Here is a 25,282-nt window from a genome sequence, read left to right on the forward strand (position 1 = left end):
CCAGGGTGGGGCGGGCGTCGCGCAGCGTCAGGCCGCTTTCGACGATCAGGAGGTCGGCGCCGGTTCGGGCGAGCGATTGCGCGGTGGCGCCGACAAAGCGCAGCGCATAGGAGGAAAACTGGGTCATGGCGGCCACGATAGGCCCACAGGCCATGGTTGCAAGGCTTTCCTTTCAGCCCGCCCGCCCCTATAGCGGAAGGGCGGGATACCCCCGTGACGCCCCCGCTTTTGCCTGCGGGGCCCCAGGAAAGATGCCCATGCGCACCATCACCACGACCGAAGACCTCGCCGCCTTTTGCGCGGCGGCCAAGGCCCAGCCCTATGTCACCATCGACACCGAGTTCCTGCGCGAGCGGACCTATTGGTCCAAGCTGTGCCTGATCCAGATGGCGCTGCCGGGCAAGGAGGGCGAGGCGGTGCTGGTCGACCCGATCGAGGGCGAGGACATGAGCCTGGAGCCGCTCTATGACCTGTTCCGCCACACGGCGACGGTGAAGGTGTTTCATGCCGCGCGGCAAGATCTGGAGATTTTCTTTGTGGAGGGCGGGGTCTTCCCCGAGCCGCTGTTTGACACCCAGGTGGCGGCCATGGTCTGCGGCTATGGCGAGCAGGTGGGTTATGAGACGCTGGTGAAGAAGATCGCGCGCGAAAGCCTCGACAAGACCTCGCGCTTCACCGACTGGTCGCGCCGCCCGCTCAGCACGGCGCAGAAGGAATATGCGCTGGCCGATGTGACGCATCTGCGGGTGGTCTATGAAAGCCTGGCCAAGCAGATCGCCAAATCCAAGCGCGAGGCCTGGGTGGCCGAGGAGCTGACGCTGCTGACCGACCCCGAGACCTATACGATCCGGCCCGCCGAGGCCTGGATGCGGGTGAAGACGCGCACCACCTCGGGGCGGTTTCTGGCGTTGGTGAAGGCGCTGGCCGAGTTCCGCGAGGCCTATGCCCAGCAGAACAATGTCCCGCGCAGCCGCGTGATGAAGGATGATGCGCTGCTGGAGGTGGCCTCGACCCGGCCCACCAATCACGAGGAGCTGGGGCGCTCGCGTCTGCTTTTGCGCGAGGGGCGGCGGGGCGATATTGCCGATGGCATTCTGGCGGCGGTGAAGGCCGGGCTGGAGATGAAGCCGGAGGATATGCCGAAGCCCGATCTCTCGCGCGAGCAATTGCAGGTGAACCCGGCGCTGGCCGATCTGCTGCGGGTGCTGCTGAAGGCGAAATCGGAAAGCCTGGGCGTGGCGGCCAAGCTGATCGCCTCGGCGGCGGAGCTGGATGCGATTGCGGCGGGCGAGCGGGATATTCCGGCGCTGAAGGGCTGGCGGCAGGAGGCCTTCGGGCTGGATGCGCTGCGGCTGTGCAAAGGCGAGATCGCGCTGACTGCCAAGGGCAGCATGGTGCAGGTGGTCTCGCTGGTCTGAGACCGGGAGGGCAGGGCGCTTTGGCGCCCGCCTTCTCGCCGTGGCCCCTTAACGCCGGCCCCTAGCGCCGACTGGTCAGGCCATTGGTGGCGCCCTGCACGGTGATGCTGGACACGGTTTGCAAGGCGATGTCGGAGAGATAGACCGCCGCCGTGATGCTGCGCGATTGCGGGGTGGAGACATCGGCGGGTTTGATCGGCGGGAAAACCCGGAATTCATAGACCAGCTTGCCGTCAGGCGCGTCCTTGTCTACGGGCACCAGCTCGGCATCCCACCAGCCCTGGGTCTCCATCACCGCCGTGGCGCGGATGATGGCGCCGCCGGGCATGGCGTCAACCTTCAGCGCGGTGATCTGCATGGCCAGGGCGCGCGGGTCTTCGGCATCCACCACGCTCGGTTCCGCCGGAGCCGCCACTTCGGCGCCGCCGAACCAGTTGAACGGGTTGAACCGCGATTGGCCAAAGCCACAGGCAGAGGTGAAGGTCACCAGCGTCAATGCGGCAAGCAGCGGTTTTCTCATCCCAGACCCTTTCGCGCCCAAACTGGCACCTGCCCTTGGCTAGCGCATGGCGCGGCATTTGAAAAGCGCCCCTCTGGACGTTTTGCCGCCGCAGGCTTAGCGATAGGCGAAAGAAGGAGAGAGCCATGGCCACGCCCGCATTCGAGGAAATCGTTGAAACCTTCGAATTTCTGGACGATTGGGAAGACCGCTATCGCCATGTGATCGAACTGGGCAAGGCCTTTCCCGATCTGGACCCTGCCTTTCAGGTGCCTGCCTTCAAGGTGGAAGGCTGCGCCAGTCAGGTCTGGCTGCGCCCGCTGGTGGAAAACGGGCGGTTCGAGTTTCAGGGCACTTCGGATGCGATGATCGTGCGCGGGCTGATCGCGGTGCTGCATGCGCTGTATGCGGGGCTGCCGGTGGCCGATCTGGCCAAGGTCGATGCGGCGGCCGAGCTGGCGCGGCTGGGCCTCGATGAGCATCTTTCGGCGCAGCGCTCCAACGGGGTGCGCGCCATGGTGCAGCGGATTCGCGAAACCGCCGTCGCGTGAAACGATCCTTCTGCGAAGGATCGGACCCGAGTTTTCGACGAAAACTCGGGCGCGCGCGCGGTTACCGGGCGATGGCCTCGTTCTTGACGAACATATTGGCCCAGGCGCGGTCGATCAGCTCGGGCGACATTTGATAGGGGATGCCCTCGAATTCGCAGATGGCGATCATCTGGTCGATCAGGAAGACCGGCTGATAGTTCGCGTAATTGTTGTTGATCGCCGGGTATTTGTTCTTCAGCAGATGGATGATGGCGGCCTGATCAATCGGCATCTTCTTCTTGCGCGCCACCAGCGCGAAGATTTTCAGGAAGTTTTCCTGATTGGGGCCGTCGATCTTGATCTTGAAGAAGATCCGGCGCAGCGCCGCGCCGTCGAAGATCTCGTTCGGGTGGAAGTTGGTGGAAAAGATCACCAGCGTGTCAAAAGGCACGGTGAATTTCTCGCCCGATTGCAGTTGCAGGATGTCGCGGCTTTCTTCCAGCGGCACGATCCAGCGGTTCACCAGCTTTTGCGGCGGGTCCGACTGGCGGCCGAGGTCGTCGACGATGAAGATGCCGCCATTGGATTTCATTTGCAGTGGCGCGGTATAGGTGCGGGCGGTGGTGTTGTATTTCAGGTCCAGCATGTCCAGCGTCAATTCGCCGCCGGTGATGACCGAGGGGCGGGCGCACCAGACATAGCGCTGGTCGAAGCGGTTGGAGCTGCGGCGCAGGCTGGTGGCGTCGTCGGCGATCTCGACCGCTGCCGAATGCACGATCGGGTCATAGACGGTGATGACCTGCCCCGAATATTCCACCGCGCGGGGGATATAGATGCGGTCGCCCAGCGAATCGCGGATGCCGTTGGAAATCGAGGATTTGCCGTTGCCGGGCGGGCCATACATCAGGATGGAGCGGCCCGAGCCGACGGCGGGGCCAAGATTGCCGATCAGGTCTTCGGGCAGGATCAGATGGCCCATGCCGCTCATCAGCTGGTCGCGGGTCAGCTTCATGTTGCGCACCGACTGGCGCTTGACCTGGGCGGAGTATTCCTCCAGCGGCACCGGCATGGCGCCGTAATATTCCGATACCGCCAGAGCATCCAGCGCCCGCGCCTTGCCCGCCACGGTCAGCTGATAGCCCATTTCGCCGCCCGAGGTGGCGTGCAGCGTGCCGGTGGCCTCCAGCAGGCGCTGGCCGCGCGCGAGGTCGATCAGCTCTTGCACGGCGGTGACCGGCAGGCAGACCACGCGGGAAATCTGGCTGACCTGATCCAGGTTCATGCGGAACATGGTTTTCAGCAGGATGTCGCGCATCATCACCATCGACAGCCCGGTTTCGGCCAGGCTGCGCGGGGCAGGCGGGGCGATCACGGCAGGGGCGATCGGGGTCGGGGCGACTTGCACATTCATCGGCGCGGTCCTTGGCAAGGGAACCGGGCAAAGCCGCGAAGGGCCGCCCGGTGGTCAGATGCCAGAAAACCCGATCATTGGGCCAGAATTGGGGCAAGAACGTAGAAAATCAGCGTCCCTGCGAGGGCAAGCCCAAAGGGGAAATCGCGCCGGGTCCAGCTTTCCCAGCCGGGCGTCGCGGCGCGCACCGCCGGAATGGCGCGGGCGAGGCGATGGGTGACCAGCGCCCCGATCATGGCGGCGCAGACCAGAATCGCCAGCCTGCCCGGATCGGCGGTGACAAAGACCCCGGCCATGGCGGCGGCGAATTTCGCATCCCCCGCGCCAAAAAGGCCAATGGCATTGCCCAGAATGCCGATCACCAGCGCGATGGCCATGATGGCCCAGCCCCAGCCCCAGAGCGCCAGCGGGAAGGCCATGAAGCCCAGCGTCGCCCAGGCCGCGATCATCAGGATCGAGGCCATGTTCGGAATTTTCATGCGCTGCATGTCGGACAGCGCCACCCAGAGCGCCAGCGGCACGCAGGCCGGAGCCAGCCAGTAGGCTTGAACAGCGGTCAGCATCTCGGGTCAGCCTCTCAGCGCTTCCAGGCTGCGCGCGGCGGCCTCGAAATGTTGCGGATGGGTTTCCACCGCTTCCTCCAGCAGGTTGCGCCCCACGGCCACATCGCCATGTTTCACCGCCGCCAGACCAAGCGTATAGAGCAGCTCGGCCCGCTCGGCCTGGGTCATCTCGACCACCGGCAGATCGTATTTGCGCTGCGCCCCGCGCGCCAGAACCAGGTTGTTCTTGGCGGTGAACATGGTGGGATCGTTTTTCAGCGCCTCGATGAACAGCTTTTCCGACCCGGCATATTCGCCGCGATTGAGCTTGGAATAGCCCCAGTTGTTCAGCACGCCGGCCGGTTTCGTGGTCAGGCCCGCCGCGATCTCATAGAAGCTGTCGGCCTTTTTCCACTGTTTCTTGCTGTCGGCCACCATGGCCTCCAGCCGGTAGCGGTCATAGGTCTCGTGGGTGGGCGGAACTTTCAGCAGTTCGGCCTCGGCCTCGGCCCATTTGTTCGAGCGGATCAGCGCCTCGGCATAGCCCACGCGATCCTCGTTGGTGCCCTGGCCGGAATTCACCAGCCCGACCCAGACTTTCGTGGCATCTTCGGATTTTCCGGCCCGCATCAAGGATTTGGCCAGACCGCGCTGCAAATCCGGGCGGCCCGGATTTTGTTGCAGGGTGCGGGTGAAATAGCTGACCGCCTCGTTCGGGTCGCCCACCGTCAGCATGATGTCGCTGAGATTGCTTTCATCAATGACGTTCACGTCCTTGATGGCGCGCTGCACCTCGGCATCGGAGGGGCCGCGGTTGCAGGCCGAGAGCGCGGCCGTGCCCAGAAGGCATGCCACGACGATATGGGAATGGCGCATGTCGCGTCCTTTTCACTGCTCGCTCGGGTGAGCCCGCCGGGCCTTGGGCCTAGAGCGCGGAGAGCAGGACGTATTCGCCATGTCCGCGCCGCACCAGCTTCAGGTTGGGGGCTTCTTGTTCTTGAACTTCCTCGGGGTCAGAATAGACCGGATTTTCCATTCTGGCTATGGCGAGGCGCAGATTTTCGCGGATCGAGTCCGAGGCGCCACTGTCCAGCGCGAAGGCCTGCTGAAAGACATTGCGCGCCTCGGGGATCTTGCCCTGTTCCATCAGCACGCAGCCCAGATTGTTCAGCGCGGGCACAAAGCCGGGATCGCGTTCCAGCGCGCGGCGCAGCACCTGTTCGGCCTGTCCCAGCCGCCCGAGCGCCAGATTGGCCGAGCCGATGGCCGACAGCACATCGGCATCAATGCCGGTTTCGGCGGCGGCGCGGTAATAGGCTTTCAGCGCCAGCTCGGGCTCGTTTGCCTCCATCAGGCGATGGCCGACCAGCAGCCCGTCCACGCCCCCCTTGCCCCCGGCATCGGCGGGCGGGGCAGAGTTGGCGGCAGGACGCAAACCGCCGCCCGGCAAGGTGCAGGCGGCGGTGAACAAAAGGCAAAGCACTGGCAACAGGCGAAGGGTCAAATCGGCTCCGGGGTCACTTGAACCCGCTGCTCAGCCCCACGGCGATGCTGTAGACCGAGGGGCCCACCAGCATCACCATCAAGGGTGGCAGGGTGAACACCATTGTGCCAAGGGAAAGCTTGGTGGGCAAGGTGTTCGCCTTCTCCTCGGCGCGCATGACGCGTTTGTCGCGCATCTCTGCCACATAGACCCGCAGCGCATCCGAGATCGAGGTGCCGAAGGTGGCCGACTGGATCAGCGTGGTGATGAAGGAGGAGACATCCGGCACGCCGATACGTTCGGACATGTCTTTCAGCACCACGACGCGTTCCTTGCCGGCCTTCACCTCCTGGGCGACGATCTCGAATTCCTCGGCGAGCGCCTTGTAGCCGACCTTCATTTCCTTGGCGACGCGGTTGATGCATTGATCCAGCGACTGCCCCGCCTCGACGCAGACCAGCATCAGGTCCAGCGCATCGGCAAAGCCCGAGATGATCTGCGCCTGCCGGGTCTGCAAGCGGCGCTGCACCCAGTATTGCGGCGCGTAATAGCCGATGGCGCCGGGCAGGATGGTATAGAGGATCATGGTCTTCATCGGCAGGTCGCCCTGCTGCGCCTGCAACAGCAAGGTGTAGAACAGACCGAAGGACAGCGCGCCCAGACCCAGCACGAATTTGGCGAAATAGTAGATCCGCACCGAGTTCTTGGCGCGGTAGCCCGCCCGCATCAGCATGAGCCGCACCGCAGACATGGCCTGCATGTCCTGCGGTTCCAGATATTGCGCGTATTTGTCCAGCTTGGCCGCCGCGCCGCTTTTGCTGCGCAGGCTGGCCGCCGCCTCGCCATTGGCGTTGCGGGCCTGGACTTTCAGCTTGGCCAGCGGATCGGGCTTCTTTTGCAGCATCGAGGGCAGCACGAAGGCCAGAAGCCCGGCTGCGATGCACATGATCACGATGGCCGGGCCCAAGGGGCCCAGCGTCTCGGTCAGGAGGGAGGTGATGGCTTCCATGGTCGTTCTCCCTCAGACCTTGATATTGACCATGATCTTCATGAAGATCACGTTGACGCCCAGCAGGGCACCCACCCCGATAGCGACCGGGGTAAACAGCGCGCTTTCCTTCACCTGATCGAAGTAATCGGGCTTGATGAACAGGATCATGCCAAGCGCCAGCAGCGGGAAGGCCGACAGGAACATGCCCGACCATTTCGCCTCGGCGGTGATGGCGCGCACGCGGCGGAACAGCTTGAAGCGCGAGCGGATCACGTCCGACAGGCCTTGCAGGATTTCGGCCAGGTTGCCGCCGGATTGCTGCTGGATGTTCACCGCAATGGCGAGGAAGCGCAGATCCTGATTGTCGACCCGTTCGGCGAATTCGGTCAGGCTGTCGGTGATGTCGCGGCCATAGGCGGCCTCGTCCGAGATCAGGCCGAATTCGGTGCCGATCGGATCGGGAATTTCCTTGGCGACGATGCCAAGCGCGGCCGAGAAGGGGTGACCGACGCGCAGGCTGCGCACGATCAGGTCCACCGCGTCGGGCAGCTGTTCCTCCAGCAGCGACATGCGGGTCTTGGCCTTCTTGTTGACCCAGAAATAGACGCCGCCGACCCCGGCCACCACCGCCATCACGACGCGCACCGGCACCGAGGTGGCGGTGCCGACCGTCAGGCCCACAAAGGCCAGCGCGGTCAGCGCCGCCATGATGCCCAGCAGCACCAGCGGCGGGAAGGCGATATTGGCCTGCTGCGCCTTCTTGGCCAGAATGGCGTAAAGCGGAATCGACTTGGCATTCAGATGCTGGCCCGCCTCCTTGCGGAGCTGCTCCAGCACCTGTTCCTTGCTGCCATGTTTTTCCAGCAGCGCCAGACGGCGCGACATGCGCTGGTCCAGGCTGATGGATTTGCCAAAGGCCACCCGATACACGCCCTCGATGAGGACGATGACCCCGATGAAGACGATGGCATAGACAATGAGAACCGTTTCCATGGCGCGACCTCAGTGGATGGGTTCGTAGATCGACGGCGGCAGGTTGAAGCCCCACTGCTTGAACCGCTCGGAGTAATGCGAGCGCACGCCGGTGGCGTTGAACCGCCCGATGATCTTGCCATCTGGCGCCAGCCCGAGGCGTTCATAGCGGAACACTTCCTGCATCGAGATCACCTCGCCCTCCATGCCGGTGATCTCGGTGATCGAGGTCATGCGGCGCGAGCCGTCTTGCAGACGCGAGGCCTGCACGATCAGGTTGACGGCGGAGGCGATCTGGCTGCGTACGGCTTTCAGCGGCATCTCGATCCCGGCCATGGCGACCATGTTTTCCAGACGGCTGACCCCATCGCGCGGGTTGTTGGCGTGGATCGTGGTCATCGAGCCATCGTGGCCGGTGTTCATGGCCTGCAACATGTCGATCACCTCTTCGCCGCGGGTTTCGCCCACGATGATGCGGTCGGGGCGCATCCGCAGCGCGTTGCGCAAGCAATCGCGCTGGGTGACGGCGCCCTTGCCCTCGACGTTCGGCGGGCGGCTTTCCATCCGGCCCACATGGATCTGTTGCAGTTGAAGTTCCGCCGTATCCTCGATGGTCAGCACGCGTTCGGTATTGTCGATGAAGGAGGACAGCGCGTTCAGCGTGGTGGTTTTCCCCGACCCGGTGCCGCCCGACACGATGATGTTCAGGCGGGTCGAGACGGCGGCCTCCAGATACAGCGCCATTTCTTCGGTAAAGGCGCCGAAATTCACCAGATCGCGGATGGCGAGCTTGTCTTTCTTGAATTTCCGGATGGAGACCAGCGAGCCATCCACCGCAACGGGGGGCACCATGCAGTTGAAACGCGAGCCATCCGCCAGGCGCGCGTCGCAATAGGGGTTCGATTCGTCGACCCGGCGGCCCACGGCAGACACGATCTTGTCGATGATGCGCAACAGGTGGCGCTCATCCTTGAAGGTCACGTCCGACAGGGTGAGCTTGCCGCCGCGTTCCACAAAGATGCGATGGGGGCCGTTCACCAGAATATCGCTGATGGTTTCATCCTTCAGCAGGGGTTCCAGCGGGCCAAGGCCCATCACCTCGTCATACAGTTCCTGGTGCAGGGTCGCGCGGTCCACCGCCGAAAGCGCCACCGACATCTCGTCCAGCGCCTCGGCGCTGATCGCGGCGATTTCGGATTTCAGCTGGGTCTCCGAGGCCTTTTCCAGCGCGGCAAGGTTCAGGTTTTCCAAGAGGCGCTTGTGCAGCTCGACCTTCAGCTCCTGCAAACGCTCCTTGCGCTTGCGGTCCTTGTCGGCGGCGGCCGCCTCGGCCGGGGTCTTGGGCTGGGGCGTCTTGGGCGCAGCGGGGCTGGGCGCCTTGACCACGGTTTGCGCCGAGGCCTTGGGTGCGGCCTGCGCGGCCCCCACCGGAACCAGACTGGGTTTGGCCGGGCCGGCCTCGGGCTTCTTGAAACGCGAAAACATCGTCACTCCCCCATCGGCACGGATCAGGCCTGCGCCGTCTCGGCAGATTTGCTCAGGTCAAACAAGGATTTGGCCAGTTTCGCCAATTCCTTGCGCAGCGGATTCTTCGCGGCGGTCTCGGACAGCGGCAGGCCGTGGTCATTGGATTGCGTGACCTGCGCGCCGCCATCGGGCAGCTGCATGTCCAGCGAGATGTCGAGGCTTTCGGCCAGCCGCTTCACCCGGCTTTTCGCCGTCAGATCGGTGAAGCGCGGCGCGCGGTTCAGCACGAAGCGCAGCTTTTCATGCGGCAGCCCCTCGGCCTTCAGCGCGCGCACCAGACGCAGCACATTCTGGGCCGAGCGCAGGTCCAGCTCCATCAGCGAGAAATAGACCTGCGCGCGGTTCAGCACGGTTTCGGTCCAGGCCACGATGGTCTTGGGCATGTCGATGATGACGAAATCGAAATTCGCCTGCGCCATGTCCAGCAGGCGCGAAATCTCGTTCGGGCCGATGATGTCCAGCGGCAGCATGTCGGCGGGCGCGGTGAACACATGCAGCTTGTCGTTGAAGCTGGTCATGGCTTGCAGGAACAGATCGCTGTCGCAGTTTTCCAGGTCTTGCAGCACCTCGAACACCGCCTCGCGGCGCGGCAGGTCCAGATAGGTGGCGACGGCGCCGAATTGCAGATCAAGGTCGATCAGACAGACGCGCGGTGCCTTGGTCTTGTCGGCATTGGCCAGCTCCCAGGCCAGATTGGTGGCAAAGGTCGAGGCGCCGGAGCCGCCCGCCAGCCCATGCACCGGCAGGATGACGCCATCGCGGTCGCCCTTGGCCTTGAAGCGCGGCGCGTGATGCGGCTCGTCGGTCTGGGGGGCCGGGGCAGGGGCCTCGGCGGGGGCCGCAGCGACCGGCGCGGGCTGTTTCAGCCGCTCGATCGCATCATGCAGCGCACCATCGGGCAGCGGATAGGGCACGAAATCATCGGCGCCAAGGCGCAGCAACTGATGCAGCGCCACCGGGCTGACCTGATCGGCGATCAGCACGACGCGGATATTGCGGGTCTTGGCGGTGCGGATGATGTCGGAGATGCGGGTGAGATCGACCTCATCCTCGGCATCCACCGCCACCGCCACGAATTGCAGCGCCGCGCTGTCGGGCTGATCGAGAAACAGCAGCGCATCCTCGAAGGACAGATCGCCCCAATTCTCGCCCAGCTCCTGCTCCATGTCGTCGATCAGCAGCTCGAAATTCTGCACGTCGCGCGAGATGGTGCATGCCAGAATGGGCGCGGGTTCGGGTTGAAGATTGGCCACACTCGTCATTTGCCTCAAGTCCTTCGCTGATCGTCGGACAGGGAATCACATCCCCTCCCGCCGTGCGCGGCATTTGGCCCGCGCAGTTGCGTTCAATTGACCCGAAACTGCTGCGGAACTTGGGCGATATTGGGGCTAAATCGTCGTCAAACTGGGAATTATCGCGGCGTTGGAAAAAAACGGCGGGGCGGCGCCAGAGGGAAAGGGAAAAGGCGGGCCCGCAGACCCGCCTTTTCCTGTGCCGTCTTGCAGCGGATCAGTTGCCGATCACCAGCTGCGTCACGTTGGTCGGCGGTTCGATGGAGGCGCGGGCCGAAGTGATGTATTCGCGCGCCACGATGGCGGCATATTTGCCGTTCAGCAACTGGCCATTGCCCTTCGACCAGCCCGACACTTCGGTGACGGTGCGGCGGTTGCGTTCCTCGGGCGAGAGGGTGTTGACCACCGGCTGCGTCTTGCCGAAAGACACCAGTGCATCCACCCGCGACGGCGAGATGCCGCGCGATGCCAGATAGGCCACGACAGCCTTGGCGCGGCGCTTGCCAAGCGCCTGATTATACCCATCGCCGCCCACCAGATCGGTATGGCCATAGACCGAGAAGCGCAGCTCGGGGAACTGGCGCATCCACATGGCCTGCTGGTCCAGCACGGCGCGGGCCTCGCCGGTCAGCTCGGAGGAGTTGAACGGGAAGGTGATGGTCGAGGGCACTTCGCGGGCGAAGCGCTGCGCCATGATGCCCTGCGCGTCGATGGCGCCGGTTTGCACCAGCGAATTGTTCATCGTCGCATTGCCGAACGTGCCGGCATCCACCTCGGCCCCGGCTTCGCGGTGCATGTCGCCGCAGCCAGCCAGTGCCAGAGCAGTCGAAACGGTCAGGAAAAATCGCATATGCCCCCGCATGGCCTTACTCCATCACATAGCCATAAGGGCTGGTATAATCCTGCCGGGCCACTTCGCCCGCCGCGCCCTTGCTGCCGGCGACCTTGCCGAACAGGAACAGCTCTTTCTCGGTGGGCAGGCGCACGCGGTCGGTGGGCAGGGCCAGGGCCTCGCCCCGCGTCGGCGTCACCAGATGCGGGGTCACGATGATGACCAGTTCCGATTGCGCGCGCTGATATTCGGCGCTGCGGAACAGGGTGCCCAGCACCGGAATATCGCCCAGCCACGGCACCTGACCGTTCAGGTCGCGGAAGTCATCCTGCAACAGGCCCGCAATGGCAAAGCTTTCGCCATCGCGCATCTCGACCGTGGTGGAGGTTTCGCGGCGCTTGAAGGCGTTGACGCTGAAACCACCGCTTTGCATCGTGATCGAGGTGTCGATCGAGGAGACGGCGGCGTTGATCTGAAGGTTGATCAGATCGCCATCCACCACGACCGGGGTAAAGTTCATCTCGACGCCGAAGGGCTTGTATTCGATGCTGATGCCGTCGCTGTCAACCACCGGGATCGGATATTCGCCACCCGCCAGGAACTTGGCCTCCTGCCCCGAGAGGGCGGTGAGGTTCGGTTCGGCCAGAGTGCGGGCAACGCCTTTGGATTCAAGCGCTTCCAGCAGCACGCCGAATTGCAGCGAGCCTGCGGTGAAGCCCAGCCCAAGCGCGGAATTGGCGTTGTCGCGCGGCGTGATCGTGCTGTTGGAGATGCCGTTATCCCCCTGCAACCAGGTGCCGGTCTCGCCATTGACGCCGACGGTATTGCCACCCGCGATGGCCAGCGAGGAGGACAGGTTCTTGGAGACCGAGCGCTGCATTTCGGCAAAGCGGATTTTCAGCATGACCTGCTGGGTGCCGCCCACGCTCATCAGGTTCGACACGCGCTCTGGCGCATAGCGTTCGGCCAGATCCAGCGCGCGGTCCAGCTTGGCGGCCGAGGAGACGACGCCCGACAGCACGATGCCGTCATTGGCGGTGCGGACCTCGATATTCTCACCGGGGATGATCTGGCGCAGGCGTTCCTTGAACTCGGCCACATCGGGCGAGACCTGCACCTCGACATTGGAGATCAGCTTGCCATCGGCGCCCAGCAGCGTCAGCGTGGTGCGCCCCGGCGCCTTGCCCAGCACATAGATCGACTTGTCGGTCAGCGTCGAAATATCGGCAATGCCCGGATTGGCGATCGACAGTTCGGCGAACGGAACGTCACTTTCCACCACGACGGCGCGGTTCATCGGCACGTTCAAAGGTGCCGAAGCCTTGCCTTCCAGCACGCGCAGATTTTGCGCCAGAAGGGGTGTCGTCGCGGAAGTCGCGAAGGCCAGGCCCATGAGACCCGCGCCAAAAATCGTCTTGAACTGCATGTGACCTGCCTTTCGGATCACGCCTCGGTACCGGGTCTTGATGCCCATTTTGCATGGTAAAATGCCGGATGTGGCATTTTTTTGCAAGAATCAAAGTGTTGTGGCGACAAGCTCGTGTGGATAAGTCGCAAATGCGCCGCAGTGGTCGCAAAAGACGAAGGGCGCCCCCCCAGATGATGGGGTGCGCCCGTATGGTTCGTCTATCAGTTGGTGCAGGGGATCGGGTCTTCGATGACCTCGGTGCCCACCCGCTTGCGCACGGTGCAGACTTTCGCGGTCTCCTCCACCACGGGCGCGGCCACTTCGGCGCGCTTGCCGAAGATCGAGGTGTCGATCTCGACCGGGCCGGAGGCGATGCCCTGATCGGGCTTGGCGACCAGCGAGACCGAGAGGCTGCCGGAGGCCTGGGCCTGGGTCAGACGGGCCACCTGTTCCTGGGTGACGGCGACGGTCATGGCCTTGGGGGCAGTGGCCTCCCGCTCGGCCCCCTCGCCCTTGGCGCCGGTGCGATCCACCGCGATCACCTCGACCGAGCCTTCGATCAGCATCGTCTTGTCGATGCCGTTCACATCAACGCCGGTCCAGTAGATGTCCACGAAATTCCCGGCCTGAAGCATGTTGGTGGCGCCGCCCGCATCGCCGAACTTGATGGCGAAGGCGCGCTGGCCGGGTTTGAGCATCGAGGTCAGGCCCGCCGTCTCGCCCTGTTCGGTGACCTTGATGGCCAGGATCGGCTCATAGGTCTCCATCTGGCGCAGCACATAGCGCGGGTCGCTTTTCCCTTCGGCAAAGAGCGGTGCCTCGGTGGTGAAGACCCCCTCGGGCAGGGCGCTTTTCGGCCAGTAGATCATCTGCACATCCGCAGGGGTCAGCGGGTCGCCGTAATTCACCGACTTGTTGACCACATAGACCTTTTCCAGCGGGCCGATTTCCCGGAGGGTCTGGCGGTCGCGATCCAGTTGCGCCTGCGCCTGGCCCACATATTGTTGCACCATGTAAACGGCAGCCCCGGCCAAAGCCACACCGGCCACCAGAACACCTACACGCATCGACTGCATCTTACTCATCCTTCATGTTCGGTGGGGTTTGCTGACGGTCGGCTGCACGCGAGCCCCGGTCACTGTTTCCCGGCCATGGCTTGCAGGCTGCGCCCGCGCCTTACGACCGCAGGGCTGTGGCGATCAGATCGGCGATCACTTCGCCATACATCGCGCCTTCCGAAACAATGACGCTGATCGCCCCCAATGCCATGATGGCAATGGCAGCGGTCAAGACTACAAAGTCGATCGACACTGCCCCGTCTTCACTCCGCAGGAAATGTGCAAGACTGCGTTTCATGGTCACCTGCTTCTGACTCGTCCGTTACGTCAGGTCACTTGCCTTCTGCCGGGACCTTTCATGGAACAGGCTGCGGCCCTTTCGGTGCCGCAGCCTGTCTGTCACGTTTGGATCAAACGTGGCGGCTCAGATCAGCGGCCGATCTCGCGAGCGTTCTGCATGTCGGTGGCGATCTGTGCAGCGGTCAGTTCGACCTGCGGGGTCACGGCCGAGACGATCAGGATGCCGAGGCCCACGATGCCGGCGGTCAGCACCACGAAGTCAACGGTCACGGCGCCCGACTCGTCTTTGGCGAAGTTTTTGAAGATGTTCAGGAGTTTCATGGTCTCAGTCCCTTGGTTTTCGTGTTTGCTCTGTTACTACCGCCTCGCTTCGCGTTCTGACCGGCCTCTGTTCCGATCCGCTGTTCGCTGCGGCATGGGCTCATATAGCCCCCCAATGGTGGCGGGAGTTGGGAGGCATTTGGGCCGAAAAAGTTTTCGCCGAAAAACCTGCTGAAATCGCGCAACGCTTTGAATTTGCACGATTCAAACTTTCTTAACGAAGTGGGCCGGACTGTGGCGGGGCGTGCAACCGGGGCAATCGGGGCACAATTGCGGCGAAATCGCCACGTTTGCAGGGGTGTTGGCGCTGTTTTGCTGGATCGCGGGGCGGGATTCTGCGAAGATTCTGCATAGAAAACCGGAAAACGGGCAGTGAACCCCATGGGCAGGGGACGGACCACAGGCGCTTTGCAAGGGCTGATTCTGACGGGGCTGGCGTGGGCTATCGGGCCAACGCCCTGGAATCCCTATGCTTTCGGGCAATCCTCCGCAGATTCGGCCCCCCTTCCCCCCGAGACGGACGCGCAGGCGATTCCCCTGAACGAGGCCGAAGCCGCCCCGGAGGCCGAAAAGCCGAAGCCCGCGCCCCCGCCCTTCGAGCAATTCACCTTCAAGCGCATCGGCGTGCCGGGCGCGCAGGGCGGCCCCAAGCCGGGCGCCAAACGGATCACCGTGCAGATCGACCCCGAGGAGCAGGCGCGGCGCCTCGCGGCCTCGCCCAAGGTCGACCGCGAGAAAGAGGCGGAATCGGCGCTGACCGATCCCGCCGCCGCGCCGCAGGTGCCCGCCGATCAGGCCAAGGTCGCCGCGACCTATAGCTGGTTCTGGGATGCGGTGCCCACCGCGCGCGAGGCCGTGGCCGGGCGCTACCCGCTGGCCATGGCCACGCTGTCGCAGGGGCCGAAGGGCACCCAGGTCGGCGCGCCGCGCATGCAGCACATGCAAAAGATCGCCGAGACCTATGGCACCGATATTCTGAAAGCCACCATTGGCACCGAGGTGTCGCCCGCGCTGGTGCTGGCGGTGATCGGCATTGAAAGTGCGGGCCAGCCCGATGCGGTCAGCCATGCCGGGGCACAGGGCCTCATGCAGTTGATCCCTGCCACCGCCGAACGCTTTGGTGTGGCCGACAGCACCAATCCCACGCAGAACATCAAGGGCGGCGTCGCCTATCTGGACTGGCTGATGAAGCGCTTTGACCGCGACCCGCTGATGGTGCTGGCGGCCTATAATGCGGGCGAGGGGGCGGTGGATGCCAATGCGGGCATCCCCCCTTATCCCGAAACCCGCGATTACGTGCCCAAGGTGCTGGCGGCCTGGCAGGTGGCGCAGGGCCTGTGCCAGACCCCGCCCGAGATCTTCTCGGACCCTTGCGTGTTCCGCATCATCGCTGCGGGCGGCTGATCAGACCGCGAAGACATCCGCCCATTCGGGGTGCTTCTTGCGGGTGGCATTCACGAAGGGGCACAGCGGCATGATCTTCACGCCCTCGGCCCGCGCATCCTCCACCATCCGGGTGACCAGCGCGAGCCCCGCGCCGGTGCCGCGAAAGCTGTCAGGCACGCCGGTGTGATCGGCGATGATCAGCGTGGGAGAGGTGACCGAAAACGTCACCTCGGCTTCCTCGCCATTCTGGCGGATGACATAGCGGCCCTTGGAGCCGTGGATTTCGCGGGTAATTTCAAACATGGTGACCTCCGGTGACATGAGGGCATCAGACCGCCGCAGCGGCGCAAAGTCCAGCCCGGGCCCTGTGCGGCGGCGAACAGGATTTGCGCGCCACGCGCCCCTCTTGAAACCGCCGCGCGGGCTTCCCAGATCATGCGGACCGGGCGCCATGACGGGTCCGGTTTCCATCATCGGCCCGCCCCGAACCGGGGGGCCGGACAGCATCGCTCAACGAGGATGACCATGCGCAATTTCGATCTCGCCCCGCTTTACCGTGCCACTGTCGGCTTTGACCGCATCGCCGATCTGGTGGACCGCGCGCTTTCGGCCGATGTGCCGCAGCCCGCTTACCCGCCCTACAACATCGAGAAAACCGACGAGAGCGCCTATCGCATCTCCATCGCCGTGGCCGGGTTCACCCCGGAGGAGCTGAGCGTGGAGGTGAAGGAAGGCGCGCTGTTTGTCGCCGCCCGCAAGGCGCCCGAGGAACCGGCGCGCAATTACCTGCATCGCGGCATTGCCACCCGCGCCTTCGAGCGTCGCTTCGCCTTGGCCGATCATGTGCGCGTCACCGGCGCCAGCCATGAGCATGGCATGCTGCATATCGACCTGATCCGCGAGACGCCCGAGGCGTTGAAGCCCCGCCGGATCGAGATCAGCCGCAGCGCCTCGGTGCAGGCCGATGTGGTCGAGGCCACTGCCGCCGTCAACTGACCGCGGTCAGCCGATCGGGCGCGAGGGCACCCAGGCATAGCCCTCGGGCGACAGGATCACCGCCTCGCGCAGCCCATGGCCGGGCTTGTCGCGGGGCGGGGCCAGAACCATCGCCGGTCCATTTGCATCGACCCGGGCGCAGGCTGCGTCCGGGTCGATCTCGTAAAGGCGCAGCTCCAGCCCCGCGCCGCGCGGCCCGGCCTCGGGCAGCAGGCCATGCAGCGGATGCGCGGCAAAAGAGCCGTCGGAATGCAGCTGCACCAGCACCGTGCCACTGCGCAGCAGCGCGAAATCGGCGGTCTGGCGCAGCCGCTGCATCTCCAGCACCTGCACCAGAAAGGCCACTTCGCGCGCCAGATCGCGGCACAGAAGGTTCAGCCCCAGGCCCCGCAGGGCCGGGCCGATCTGGTGCCCCTCGGCCGTGTCATACTCCATCGCCGCCCGCCTTTCCCTGCTGCCCCCTTGATCTTTTGCCCCATGCAAAGGATTGTCCACCCTATCATGACCGACCTTTTCACGCTTATTCCGCCCGCCGAGCTGGCTGCCTTTCTGGCGGCGGGCATTGTGTTGAACCTCACGCCGGGGGCGGATGTGATGTTTGCCACCGCCAGCGGCTTGCAGGGCGGCGCGCGGGCGGGTGCGGTGGCGGGGCTTGGCGTGGGTCTGGGCGGGCTGCTGCATGTGACCCTGGCCGTGCTGGGGGTCAGTGCGCTGCTGGCGGCCAGCCCGGCGGCGCTGACGGCGCTGAAATGGGCGGGGGCGGGGTATCTGCTGTATCTGGCGGTGAAAAGCTGGCGCGCGGGTGCCGCGCTGCCGGGGCAGGGCGAGGCCCGGGCAGGGCGGGCGCTGTGGCGCGGCTTTGTCACCAATGCGCTGAACCCCAAGGTGGCGCTGTTCATCCTGTCATTGCTGCCGCAATTCACCGATCCGGCGCGCGGGCCGGTCTGGCAGCAGATCCTGATCCTGGGGCTGCTGTTCATGGTCACCGGCACCATCATCACCTGCGGCTATGGCCTGTTGGCGGGCATGGCGGGGCAGGCGCTTGGCCGCCGCATGGGCGCGCTGAACAAGCTGGCGGCGCTGCTTTACGGCGCGCTGGCGCTGCGTATCGTGAGGGGCTGAGCCATGGCGCGGATCACCTTGCTGGATGGCGGCATGGGACAAGAGCTGGTGGCACGCTCGGGCGATGCGCCGACGCCCCTGTGGGCGACGCGCGTGATGCTGGATCACCCCGGCCTCGTGCGCGCGGTGCATGACGATTACTTTGCCGCCGGGGCGACCATTGCCACCACGAACACCTATGCCATCCACCATGACCGGCTGGCGCGGTTCGATCTGGATGACCAGTTCGCGGCGCTGCATCGCGCGGCCCTGACGGCGGCCCGCGAGGCCCGCGCCGCCCGTGGCGGCGGGCGGATCGCAGGTTCCATCGGCCCGCTGGTCGCCACCTATCGCGACGATGTGGTGCTGCCGGTGGCGCAGGCCGCGCCGCTGGTGGCCGAGGTGGCGCAGCTTTTGGCCCCCGAGGTGGATTTCATCCTGCTGGAAACGCTGGTGAGCCTGGAGCAGATCGAGGGCGCGCTCAAAGGGGCCACCACGGCGGGCAAGCCGGTCTGGCTTTCGGTCTCGGTCCATGACCGGAAAGGCGGGGTCTTGCGCTCGGGCGAGGCGCTGGCGGGGCTGGCGCCGCTGGTGGAACGCTACCGCCCGCAGGCGGTTCTGGCCAATTGCTCGGTCCCCGAGGCCATGGCCGATGCGCTGGCCGAACTTGGGCGTTTCGGCCTGCCCTTTGGGGCCTATGCCAATGGATTCACGCATATTTCCGATGGCTTTCTGGAAGATGCGCCCACTGTGGATCACCTGACCCACCGCCATGACCTGACGCCGGAGAAATATGCCGCCTTCGCGCTGGACTGGGTGGCGCAGGGCGCCACGATTGTCGGCGGCTGCTGTGATGTGGGCCCGGCCCATATCGCGCATCTGGCCGCCAGATTGCGCGCCGAGGGGCATGAGATCGTCTGATGCCGCCCTATGAATACAACCCGCCCGATGTGCCGCTGGACATCCTGCATCACGATTCCGCGCTGCTGATCGTGAACAAGCCCGCCGGGCTGCTGTCGGTGCCGGGCAAAGACCCCGGCAAGGAAGATTGCCTGATCGACCGTCTGCGCCGGGTCTTCCCCGAGGTGCTGCTGGTGCATCGGCTGGATTGTGACACCTCGGGCGTGATGGTCTTTGCGCTGACCAAGGCGGCGCAGGGCCATCTGGGCCAGCAATTCGAGAAACGGCAGACGAAAAAGGTGTATCTGGCAAGGCTTTGGGGGTTGCTGGAGCCGAAGGAAGGCACTGTGGACCTGCCGCTCTGCGTCGATTGGCCCAACCGCCCGCGCCAGCATGTGAACCATGAACAGGGCAAGCCCGCCATCACCGACTGGCGGGTGCAGCGCCATGATGGCAAGACCACGCGGGTGCGGCTGATGCCCCTGACCGGGCGCAGCCATCAGCTGCGGGTGCATATGCTCTCGCTCGGGCATCCGATTCTGGGCGATCCGATCTATGCCACGGGCGAGGCGCTGGACTATCCGCGCATGATGCTGCACGCCGAAAGCCTGCGGCTGCGCCATCCCGAAACCGGCAAGAGCCTGACCTATTCGGCGCCGGTGCCGTTTTGACCCCATTTTGAAACGGCATGACCGGATGGCCGAGGCCATTGCCGATGTCATGTTGAGACGGTTGCGAGGTCGGGGGTGCGAGGTCGGGCTGGTGGCGAGACGCCACCGGCCAGCGCCCGCCCTGCGGGGGGGCGGGTGCTTTGCACCCACCGGGCGGGCGCTGGCCTCTCGATCATGTGCTGAAACGGTCCTGTGGCAAGAATTCCACAGGGGCGGGGCAAGGCGGTGGGTTTCCAGGTCCGCCCCTACTTCCGCAGCTTCAAGGCCAGGATCAACCCGCCCGCAAAGGCGCCCAGCAGTGCGAGGCCCGGGGATTTGGCGATGCCCGCAGCCACGGCCTGTGGCGCTTGCTCCAGCGCGGCGAGGGCCTCAAGCTCCGCTCCCCGGTGGCGGCGCGGCTTGCGGGCGATCAGCGCGACCAGCCCGGCCAGCCCCAGAAACCCCGCGCCAAAGGCCAGCGCGGCCGTCACCGCGCCAAGCGCCTTGGCTGCGGCGATGACCCCCGCCGCCAGCAGGAAGCCCGCCCCGATCAGCGCCAGCCCCCCGGCCAGCGCCAGCAGCAGGGCGCGGCGCGCGGCGGCGGCGGCGCGGGCCTTGGCCTCGCGCGCGGCCAGACCGGCCAGCAGGCCCAGCATCAGCGCCGCCCGAACAAAAGGCCAAGGATCAGGCCCGCCCCGGCGGCAAATCCCAAGGCCTCCAAGGGCTTGGCCTTCACATAGGCGCGGGCTTCCTCCAGTTTCGGCGCGGCCTGCGCCTGCAAGGATGCCAGCTGCGCCTCGGCGGTGCCGCGCAGCTTTTCGGCCTCGCTGCCCAGACGATCCCCCAGGGCGGCGCCTTGCGATTGCGCCAGCGTGGCCAGGGTTTCAGCCATCCGGGCCAGATCGGCGCGCAGCTGCGCCAATTGCGCCTCGAGGCCCTCGGGGAGATCGGGCGCTTCGGCGGGGTCAGGCTTGCGAGCCATGGCGGTTCCTTTCATTCAACGCGATCTATCAGGTCAGACAGGGGCAGCCGCCGTGCGGCGCGCCCGGCTGCGGGCCGGTTTCTTGCGGGCGGTGAGCTCGGGCAGGGGCAGGGCCTCGGCCTCTGACAGGGCCTCGGCCACAGCGGGATCAAGGCCGGTCACCGCGAAATCGGCGCCGATCTCCAGGGCTTCGGCGGGTTTGACGGGGGACACCCGCTCCACCGGCAGGCCGCCTGCCAGCAGCGCCTCGGGCATATCCCAGATCACCACCCCCACCCGCAACCCCGGCACCGCGCGTTTCAGCCGCCGCACGTGCAGCAGCGAGGCCCGGGCGGGCGAGGGGTCCAGAAAGTTCAGCACCACGATGTCGGTGGCGCCCAGCTCCAGCGCGGCCATGCGGGCCGGGGCCAGATCGCGCGCGGTCAGGCTGCGCGTCTCGGCGCCCTCGCTGGCCAGAACCTGCGCCAGCATGGCGGCCGCCACATCATCCAGCCCCGAACGCCCGCCGATACACAAGATGCGGCGGGGCGCCGCGCGGGGCGGGTCTTCGGCGCGCTCTTCCTCGACCACGGCTTGCAGATCGGCCACCATCGCCATGGCGGTGCCCGCCAGCCGCTCTTCCTGCGGGGTGGTCAGCACACCGCGCGACCAGTCGGCCTGCGCCAGCATCAAGGCAGGCAGGGCGGTCTGGGCATAATAATCCGACAACCATTCCTCCTCCAGCGCCTCCTCGGCGCGGAAGGTGCTTTCGATCGCATCCCCGGCCAGCCAGCGCTGGTAAAGCCGGGCATGGGGCGCCAGCACCGGCTCGTCGCCGAACAGGATGTCGAACAGCTCGAATTGCGGGATGTGGCGGCCCAGAACCACAAGGCAGACGGTCAGCGGCGTGGACAGAACAAGGCCCAGCGGCCCCCAGATCCAGGTCCAGAAGATCGCTGATACGATGATCGCCAGCGGCGATACCCCGGTGCGCGAGCCGTAAAGCCAGGGCTCGATCACGTTGGAGGTCGCCAGTTCCACCACCAGAAACAGCGCCGCCGTCCAGAGCAGGGCGTTCCAGTCCGGGCTGACGGCAAAGGCCAGAAACAGCGGAAAGGCCGCCGACAGCACCGAGCCGATATAGGGCACAAAGCGCAGCACCAGCGTCAGCATGCCCCAAAGCAGCGCATTGGGCACCCCGATCAGCCAAAGGCCCAGCCCAATGGGCACGGCATAGATGACATTCACAAGCAATTGAATCAGCAGGTAATTCGCCACCCGACCGCCTGCATCCTCCAGCACCTGTGTGCTGCGGTGCAGATCGTTCGAGCCGATCAGCCGGATGAAGCGGTCGCGCAGCTCCTCGCGCTCCAGCAGCATGAAGATCACCACCACCACCACCAGACCCGCCGTGGCGATGGGGCTGATGATCGGGCCGACAAGGTTGATCAGCATGTCGAAGGGGCTTTGGCGTTCGACCACCTCGACCTGCATCGGGCCGCTGGGGGCGGGGGTGGCGGTCGCGCCGTTGCCCTCGGCGGGCAGCGCGGTGGCGATCTCGTCATTGATCGCGCTGGCCATATCGGTCAGCCGGGCCACCAGCCCGTTTTCGCCGCCCTGTTCCTGCAAGCCCTCCAGCTTGGTCAGGATGTTTTGCTGAAAGCTGGGCAGATCACGGGCGAGGCCGGACAATTGCCCCGCCACCACCAGCGAGAAGGCGGCAATGGCCGAAAAGGCCAGAAAGGCCACCACCAGCACCGAGGCGGTGAGCGGCGCGCCGCGTTTGCGAAAGGCCGAAACGGCGGGGGACAGGGCGAAGGTCAGCAGCATGGCGATGGCCAGCGGCAGAAAGACCTCTTGCCCCAGATGCAGCACCGCCGCCACGCCCACGATGGTCGCCAGTCGCGGCAGAGTGATGCGCCGGGCCTGCGGCGAATCGTCGGGTTCGGCGGCAAGCACGGGCGGGCGGGTCTGGCTGTTCGGCATGGGCAACCCTGAGCAAACTTGTGAACGACGCCAAGGCCCCGACAAACAAGGCCCCGACAAACAAGGCCCCGGCAAAGACGCTGGGCGAGGAGGCTGGTAAGCCCCAACGCGCCAGCGCGATGCCGGGTTCCCGGCGCATGTCCAGCATGGCGCGCTTTTTTGCGCTTGTCACCCGCCAGTCACCCGCCAGTCACTCGCCCGTGGCGCGCCCGCGCCGCGCTGTCAGCCCCGTGCCGCCCGCAGGATATAGGCCGCCGTCATCAGATCCAGATGCGCGCCGCCGCCATTCTTGGCAATGGTGATTTCCTCGGCGCTGCGGCGGCGGAAATGGCCTGCGGGCAAGTCATAAAAATCCGCCTGAACATCGGACTCCGAGATCACGCCGCGCGCGATCGGGTCTTTCAGCTCGCCGATATGGTGGATCGTGGTGGCGCGGGAATCGACGAAGATCGTGGCGCGCTCCAGCGCGGTATCATCCACCTCGCGCATGTCGGGGCGATAGGCGCCAATCAGATCAAGATGTTGGCCCGCGCGCAGCCACTCGCCCCGGATCACCGGCTGGGTGGACATGGTGCAGGTGCAGATGATGTCAGCCGCCGCCACTGCCTCGGCCAGATCGGGCGCGATGGTCACGCCCAGATCGCGGGCCATGGCCTCGGCCGCCGGGGCGCTGCGGTTCCAGATCGTGAAAGCGGCCCCGGGAAAGGCCGCCGCATAGGCCGCCACCATGGAGCGCGACACCGCCCCCGCGCCCACCAGCAAGATGCGGCGCGCCTCGGGCCGCGCCAGATGCCGCGCGGCCAGCAGGCTGTCACCGGCGGTTTTCCACTTGGTCACCAGATGGAAATCGACCACCGCCTCCAGAAGCCCGGTCTGATCGGCATAAAGCGTCACGGCGCCATTGATGGTGGGCAGGCTGTGCCCGGCATTGCCGGGAAAGACGGTGGCGCATTTCACCAACCCGCCCAGCCCGTCGATGAGGGCCGAACGGGTCAGCATCGTATCCTGGCCGCGATACAGGAAGGTATCGGCAATCTCGGCCCGGGGCAGGGCGTGGCCCGCCGCCAGCGCCTCGGTCAGCGCCAGCCAGTCGAGGCGCGGTTCCACCTCTGCTCCGATCATTTCCACAGTCACAACCCAGCCTCCTGTTCGCTCAGCAATCCTTCCGCAACCAAGCGCCGCGCCCAGCCCTGCCAGCCCTCGAAACGATGGCAGCGCCAGCCGCGCGCCTCTGCGGCGGCAATATTGTCAGCCCGGTCATCGGTGAACAGCAGGCTCTCGGGGGGCAGGCCGCAGCCCTGCTCCACCAGCGCATAGATGCGCGGATCGGGCTTGATCACCCCCATCTCGCCCGAGACGAAGGCCCTGTCGAATTCGGTGAAAAAGTCATATTGCGTGCGGGCATAGGCAAAGCTGTGGATGCCGAAATTCGTCAGCGCGAAGACCGGCACGCCCTTCGCACGCAAAGCCCGCAGCAAGGCGATGGAGCCCTCGATCCGCGGCGAGGCCATGTCGATCCAGTTGTGATACCACATGCGGATCTCCTCGGCCCAGTCGCGGTGACGCTCCGCCCAGTCATAGATGGTTTCCTTGAACAGGGCACCCGCGTCGATGGCATCATTCATGCCATGCAGATCGACTTCGGCGAACAGGGCCTCGCGCGCGGCCCGGCCAATCTGCCAGTCATAGAACCGCTCGGGGTTCCATTCGATCAGCACATTGCCGATGTCGAAAATCACCGCCTGAATCGTCATTGCCCTCTCCTGAGGCTGGTTTCGCGCCACAGCACATAAAGCCCGGCGCCGCAGATCAAGGCAATGCCGATCCATGCGGTGCGATCGGGGATCTGCCCGAAAAAGATCAACCCCCAGAGGATCGCCAGCGGCATGGCGGCATATTCAAACGGGGCGATGAGGGCGGCTTCGCACAGGCGATAAGCCTGGCTGACCATCAGCCCACCAATGGCGACCGACAGGCCGGTGGCCAGAAACCACGGCCAGTCGGCCATGGGCGGCCAGATCCAGCCGCGCAGCAAAAAGGCCAGCGACGGGTCGGTGGACCCCGCCAGATGCCCGTCGCCCACCGTCAGCCCCATCAGGGCGGACACAAGGATAAACCCGCAATTCACATAGAAATTCAGCGTGGCGGCGCTTTCGGTATCGCGCAAGCGCCGCGTCATCATATGGGTCGAGGCATAGGTGAAGGCCGAGATGAACACGAGGAGCGCCGCCGGCTGCAAGGCGCCGCTGCCCGGGCGCAGCATGACAATCACCCCGGCCATGCCAATCGCCACAGCGGCCCAGCGGCGCGGGCCCACCACCTCGCCCAGCACAAGCACCGAAAGCAGCGTCACCACCAGCGGGCTGACAAAGGCGATGGCCACGGCATCGGCCAAGGGCAGCGCGGCCAGACCCAGAAAATAGGTGATGTTCGACAGCATCACAAAGCCCACCCGCAACAGATGCGCGCGGGGGCGGCGGGTGAAGATCTGGCGATAGCCCCCCGCAAAACCCATGAAGCCCAGCAGAAAAAGCAAGGAGATGCTCGAACGTGTCAGGATCACCTGATGCAGCGCATAACCGCCCGACAGCGACTTGATCGCCACATCATTCACCGACAGGATCGCAGCCCCCGCCACGGCACATAAGATGCCAAGCAGGGTGGTGCGGGCGGGCGAGGCAAGCGCGGTCATGCCTCCTTGCTAGGCCAGACCGCGCC

At 65.3% G+C, this 25,282-nt stretch carries 29 protein-coding genes; 7 read left to right on the top strand and 22 right to left on the bottom strand.

The features are described from left to right. Nucleotides 1-257 precede the first annotated feature (257 nt). Nucleotides 258-1,418 carry a ribonuclease D gene (gene rnd, locus JNN06_RS08980; RefSeq protein ID WP_291239248.1) on the top strand — a complete coding sequence of 387 codons (1,161 nt, stop codon included), beginning with the start codon at nt 258-260 and terminating at the stop codon, nt 1,416-1,418. A 61-nt stretch (nt 1,419-1,479) separates the two neighbouring features. On the opposite strand, the gene JNN06_RS08985 is transcribed toward rnd, so the two are convergent. After that, nucleotides 1,480-1,938 (bottom strand): hypothetical protein, encoded by a 459-nt coding sequence (locus JNN06_RS08985; RefSeq protein WP_291239249.1) that lies wholly within the window; start codon nt 1,936-1,938, stop codon nt 1,480-1,482. A 125-nt stretch (nt 1,939-2,063) separates the two neighbouring features. On the opposite strand from JNN06_RS08985, the gene JNN06_RS08990 reads away from it, so the two are divergent. Next, nucleotides 2,064-2,468, top strand: coding sequence for a SufE family protein (locus JNN06_RS08990; RefSeq protein WP_291239250.1), 405 nt, complete (start codon nt 2,064-2,066; stop codon nt 2,466-2,468). A gap of 61 nt (nt 2,469-2,529) precedes the next feature. On the opposite strand, the gene JNN06_RS08995 is transcribed toward JNN06_RS08990, so the two are convergent. The 13 genes from JNN06_RS08995 to JNN06_RS09055 form a co-directional block, all read right to left on the bottom strand. After that, nucleotides 2,530-3,858 (bottom strand): ATPase, encoded by a 1,329-nt coding sequence (locus JNN06_RS08995; protein WP_291239251.1) that lies wholly within the window; start codon nt 3,856-3,858, stop codon nt 2,530-2,532. Between the two features lie 74 nt (nt 3,859-3,932). Beyond that, nucleotides 3,933-4,421 (bottom strand): hypothetical protein, encoded by a 489-nt coding sequence (locus JNN06_RS09000; protein WP_291239252.1) that lies wholly within the window; start codon nt 4,419-4,421, stop codon nt 3,933-3,935. 6 nt (nt 4,422-4,427) lie between these two features. Continuing rightward, on the bottom strand, nt 4,428-5,276 hold the full coding sequence (locus JNN06_RS09005) for a tetratricopeptide repeat protein (RefSeq protein ID WP_291239253.1): 849 nt from the start codon (nt 5,274-5,276) through the stop codon (nt 4,428-4,430). A 49-nt stretch (nt 5,277-5,325) separates the two neighbouring features. Beyond that, nucleotides 5,326-5,835: a tetratricopeptide repeat protein gene (locus JNN06_RS09010; protein ID WP_291239283.1), complete on the bottom strand. Its 510-nt coding sequence runs from the start codon at nt 5,833-5,835 to the stop codon at nt 5,326-5,328. An 82-nt stretch (nt 5,836-5,917) separates the two neighbouring features. Continuing rightward, the gene (locus JNN06_RS09015; protein ID WP_291239254.1) at nt 5,918-6,892 is read right to left on the bottom strand and encodes a type II secretion system F family protein; all 975 of its coding nucleotides are present in this window, start codon (nt 6,890-6,892) and stop codon (nt 5,918-5,920) included. Between the two features lie 12 nt (nt 6,893-6,904). Next, entirely contained in the window at nt 6,905-7,867 is a 963-nt protein-coding gene (locus JNN06_RS09020; protein ID WP_291239255.1) for a type II secretion system F family protein, read from the bottom strand. A gap of 9 nt (nt 7,868-7,876) precedes the next feature. After that, complete coding sequence (locus JNN06_RS09025; RefSeq protein WP_291239256.1) at nt 7,877-9,331, bottom strand: CpaF family protein; 1,455 nt, start codon at nt 9,329-9,331, stop codon at nt 7,877-7,879. 23 nt (nt 9,332-9,354) lie between these two features. Further along, on the bottom strand, nt 9,355-10,635 hold the full coding sequence (locus JNN06_RS09030) for an AAA family ATPase (protein WP_291239257.1): 1,281 nt from the start codon (nt 10,633-10,635) through the stop codon (nt 9,355-9,357). A gap of 247 nt (nt 10,636-10,882) precedes the next feature. Then, nucleotides 10,883-11,515 (bottom strand): OmpA family protein, encoded by a 633-nt coding sequence (locus JNN06_RS09035; RefSeq protein ID WP_291239258.1) that lies wholly within the window; start codon nt 11,513-11,515, stop codon nt 10,883-10,885. Between the two features lie 16 nt (nt 11,516-11,531). Continuing rightward, nucleotides 11,532-12,923, bottom strand: coding sequence for a type II and III secretion system protein family protein (locus JNN06_RS09040; protein ID WP_291239259.1), 1,392 nt, complete (start codon nt 12,921-12,923; stop codon nt 11,532-11,534). 203 nt (nt 12,924-13,126) lie between these two features. Beyond that, a complete protein-coding gene (gene cpaB / locus JNN06_RS09045; protein ID WP_291239260.1) occupies nt 13,127-13,972 on the bottom strand; it encodes a Flp pilus assembly protein CpaB in 846 nt (281 codons plus the stop codon). 109 nt (nt 13,973-14,081) lie between these two features. Continuing rightward, nucleotides 14,082-14,261 carry a hypothetical protein gene (locus tag JNN06_RS09050; protein ID WP_291239261.1) on the bottom strand — a complete coding sequence of 60 codons (180 nt, stop codon included), beginning with the start codon at nt 14,259-14,261 and terminating at the stop codon, nt 14,082-14,084. A gap of 131 nt (nt 14,262-14,392) precedes the next feature. Further along, the gene (locus tag JNN06_RS09055) at nt 14,393-14,584 is read right to left on the bottom strand and encodes a pilus assembly protein (RefSeq protein WP_291239262.1); all 192 of its coding nucleotides are present in this window, start codon (nt 14,582-14,584) and stop codon (nt 14,393-14,395) included. Nucleotides 14,585-14,965: 381 nt separating this feature from the next. On the opposite strand from JNN06_RS09055, the gene JNN06_RS09060 reads away from it, so the two are divergent. Next, a complete protein-coding gene (locus tag JNN06_RS09060) occupies nt 14,966-15,988 on the top strand; it encodes a lytic transglycosylase domain-containing protein (protein WP_291239263.1) in 1,023 nt (340 codons plus the stop codon). Here the strand turns inward: JNN06_RS09060 and JNN06_RS09065 are convergent, their stop codons facing one another. Beyond that, nucleotides 15,989-16,273, bottom strand: a complete 285-nt coding sequence (locus tag JNN06_RS09065; protein ID WP_291239264.1) for a GNAT family N-acetyltransferase — start codon at nt 16,271-16,273, stop codon at nt 15,989-15,991. It lies immediately after the preceding gene. 222 nt (nt 16,274-16,495) lie between these two features. Between JNN06_RS09065 and JNN06_RS09070 the strand changes: the two genes are divergently transcribed. Then, nucleotides 16,496-16,966 (top strand): Hsp20 family protein, encoded by a 471-nt coding sequence (locus JNN06_RS09070; RefSeq protein ID WP_291239265.1) that lies wholly within the window; start codon nt 16,496-16,498, stop codon nt 16,964-16,966. A 6-nt stretch (nt 16,967-16,972) separates the two neighbouring features. On the opposite strand, the gene JNN06_RS09075 is transcribed toward JNN06_RS09070, so the two are convergent. Continuing rightward, nucleotides 16,973-17,401, bottom strand: coding sequence for a glyoxalase (locus tag JNN06_RS09075; protein ID WP_291239266.1), 429 nt, complete (start codon nt 17,399-17,401; stop codon nt 16,973-16,975). Nucleotides 17,402-17,467: 66 nt separating this feature from the next. Between JNN06_RS09075 and JNN06_RS09080 the strand changes: the two genes are divergently transcribed. The 3 genes from JNN06_RS09080 to JNN06_RS09090 are packed head-to-tail and all read left to right on the top strand — an operon-like array spanning nt 17,468 to nt 19,638. Continuing rightward, nucleotides 17,468-18,088: a LysE family translocator gene (locus tag JNN06_RS09080; RefSeq protein WP_291239267.1), complete on the top strand. Its 621-nt coding sequence runs from the start codon at nt 17,468-17,470 to the stop codon at nt 18,086-18,088. Between the two features lie 3 nt (nt 18,089-18,091). Beyond that, on the top strand, nt 18,092-18,988 hold the full coding sequence (locus JNN06_RS09085) for a homocysteine S-methyltransferase family protein (RefSeq protein ID WP_291239268.1): 897 nt from the start codon (nt 18,092-18,094) through the stop codon (nt 18,986-18,988). After that, nucleotides 18,988-19,638: an RluA family pseudouridine synthase gene (locus tag JNN06_RS09090; protein ID WP_291239269.1), complete on the top strand. Its 651-nt coding sequence runs from the start codon at nt 18,988-18,990 to the stop codon at nt 19,636-19,638. The genes JNN06_RS09085 and JNN06_RS09090 overlap by 1 nt, the downstream gene beginning before the upstream one ends. 245 nt (nt 19,639-19,883) lie before the next feature. Here the strand turns inward: JNN06_RS09090 and JNN06_RS09095 are convergent, their stop codons facing one another. The 6 genes from JNN06_RS09095 to JNN06_RS09120 all read right to left on the bottom strand — a co-directional run bounded on the left by JNN06_RS09095 (nt 19,884) and on the right by JNN06_RS09120 (nt 25,256). Further along, a complete protein-coding gene (locus tag JNN06_RS09095; RefSeq protein WP_291239270.1) occupies nt 19,884-20,273 on the bottom strand; it encodes a hypothetical protein in 390 nt (129 codons plus the stop codon). Further along, nucleotides 20,273-20,599: a hypothetical protein gene (locus JNN06_RS09100; RefSeq protein WP_291239271.1), complete on the bottom strand. Its 327-nt coding sequence runs from the start codon at nt 20,597-20,599 to the stop codon at nt 20,273-20,275. Before JNN06_RS09100 ends, JNN06_RS09095 begins: the two co-directional genes overlap by 1 nt. Nucleotides 20,600-20,632: 33 nt before the next feature. After that, the gene (locus JNN06_RS09105; RefSeq protein ID WP_291239272.1) at nt 20,633-22,564 is read right to left on the bottom strand and encodes an AI-2E family transporter; all 1,932 of its coding nucleotides are present in this window, start codon (nt 22,562-22,564) and stop codon (nt 20,633-20,635) included. 222 nt (nt 22,565-22,786) lie between these two features. Beyond that, nucleotides 22,787-23,698: an ornithine cyclodeaminase gene (locus tag JNN06_RS09110; protein WP_291239273.1), complete on the bottom strand. Its 912-nt coding sequence runs from the start codon at nt 23,696-23,698 to the stop codon at nt 22,787-22,789. Continuing rightward, the gene (locus JNN06_RS09115; RefSeq protein ID WP_291239274.1) at nt 23,695-24,318 is read right to left on the bottom strand and encodes an HAD family phosphatase; all 624 of its coding nucleotides are present in this window, start codon (nt 24,316-24,318) and stop codon (nt 23,695-23,697) included. The genes JNN06_RS09110 and JNN06_RS09115 overlap by 4 nt, the downstream gene beginning before the upstream one ends. Beyond that, entirely contained in the window at nt 24,315-25,256 is a 942-nt protein-coding gene (locus tag JNN06_RS09120; protein ID WP_291239275.1) for a DMT family transporter, read from the bottom strand. Before JNN06_RS09120 ends, JNN06_RS09115 begins: the two co-directional genes overlap by 4 nt. Nucleotides 25,257-25,282: the final 26 nt, after the last annotated feature.

Source organism: Gemmobacter sp. (assembly GCF_016792925.1).
GTDB lineage: Bacteria > Pseudomonadota > Alphaproteobacteria > Rhodobacterales > Rhodobacteraceae > Gemmobacter.